Source organism: Tannerella forsythia (assembly GCF_003860135.1).
Classification (GTDB): Bacteria; Bacteroidota; Bacteroidia; order Bacteroidales; family Tannerellaceae; genus Tannerella; species Tannerella forsythia_A.
In genome coordinates this window covers 1-1,786 of the sequence record NZ_RQYN01000111.1, presented here as the reverse complement: position 1 = coordinate 1,786, position 1,786 = coordinate 1, and the positions used below count along the sequence as shown (strand labels likewise).

Below are 1,786 nucleotides of genomic sequence, written 5' to 3'. Positions count from 1 at the left end.
CACCACCGAAATGCCCGAACGTTGCTACGTCATCGGCGACCGGGGAATGATCGCGACCGTGTTGCGTAACCTGATCAATAACGCCGTCAAATTCTCACACCCCGACAGCGAAATACATATCTCACTCGTCAGCAAGAGAACATCAGTCCTTATCAGTGTAAAAGATTCGGGTACAGGTATGACGGAAGTACAAGTCGAAACCATACGCGGCGGAGCGGTATCCGGCATCTCGTCGGCCGGCACGCAGGGTGAGAAAGGCAGCGGGCTTGGATTGATTATCTGTAAAGACTTTCTCTGCCGCAACGGTAGCCGTCTCGTAATCGAAAGTCGAAAGGGCGAAGGAACCCGCATGAGTTTCGAACTGAATCAAATAAATTGCTGAATGATTCAAACTTGCTGCATTCTTTCCCCGCCGGTATGTATCTCCGAAATTTATGTTATCTTTGTGAGCAGATAAACGCATATACTATGAAAACAATCTTTTGCGTCATATTTTTGCTGTTTCTTCACATCGATCGTGTTTGGGGAATGAATCATATCGATTCTTTGTATACCGAATACAACCGTACCCCATCATCTGCCCGTATAGCGATAGCTAACCGCCTGTACGAAGAGCTGTACCGTAGGGAACACATCGATACGCTGATGCAACTCTCCGGTAAAATGGAACGGTCGGTGGCCGATGCCTATATGATGGAAGCCATGAGTGAGTATTACTATGACTGTGGTGAGTTCGCTCAATCTATATCGGCTGCTACAAAAGCCGCGCGTATCTTTGAACAGAGGCAGATGAACGAAGATGCCGCTACATGTTATTCCGTTCTCTGTATTGCCTATCATCGTATCGGTAATATGGGAGAAGCCTTGAACTACGGGCGTAAAAATTACGAATATGACCTCCAAACCGGCGACGATGATCGACTCAGTTCGTCGCTCAATAACTTAGCTACGCTTTATCTGGGAAACAGACAACCCGAAATGGCCGAAAAGTATATCTTGCGTGCCATCGAAATAGAACAACAATTGGATCGTCCGCGTAAGTTGGCGACACGTTTCGGTATTGCTTCGGAGATTTATACGGCTCTTGGACAGTACGAAAAAGCCGTCGAGATGGGTGAGAAGGCATATCGCCTCGATATCGAGGGCGAGCGTGAGCTGCAAGCGGCCAAACGTCTGTCGCAGATTGCGGCGGCATACGAGGGATGGAATAAAATAGATCAGGCCGAAACATATATCCGGCAAGCTATCGGATTATTGCAAAAACATAACGAACAAGTTTCCCTCACCATCAGTTACAATCTGCTCGGACGGATACTCCGACAGAAACGCGCTTTTCACGAAGCGCAAACCAGTTTGCTGAAAGCGGCTGCAATGGCAGAACAAACGAAAAATTCGATCCAATTACTTAAAGCATACGATGAACTGGCTGAACTGTTGGAGCCGGATTTACCTCGTGAGGCACTTAACTACAAAAAGAGAAGTTATGACCTGCAACGGAAAATATTCAGAGAAGAGTCGGAAAGACAAATGAATAATTTCAGTGTTCAATACGAAACAGCCGAGAAAGAACTTCACATACAGAAACAACAATCCGAAATCGAACAAACGAAGCAGCATCGCACGCTTTTTGCTGTTTCTACCGTGTTCGCCTTGTTATTGTGTGGGATGCTCTACCTGCTGCTGCGACAGCGACGCAAACGAAACCGGCAGCTGGCCGAAGCCAACGCGACGAAAGATAAGCTCTTCTCCATCATCTCGCACGACCTCAAAGCGCCGGTTATCGCAC

Annotated in this window: 2 protein-coding genes; both read left to right on the top strand. The window is 47.4% G+C overall.

The genetic code is table 11. The annotated features are described in order from the left end of the window. A partial coding sequence (locus EII41_RS13485) for a sensor histidine kinase (RefSeq protein ID WP_148091761.1) occupies positions 1-382 on the top strand: 382 nt, incomplete at its 5' end. Positions 383-468: 86 nt separating this feature from the next. Then, the coding region (locus EII41_RS13480; RefSeq protein ID WP_185711926.1) for a tetratricopeptide repeat protein at positions 469-1,786 on the top strand (1,318 nt) is incomplete at its 3' end.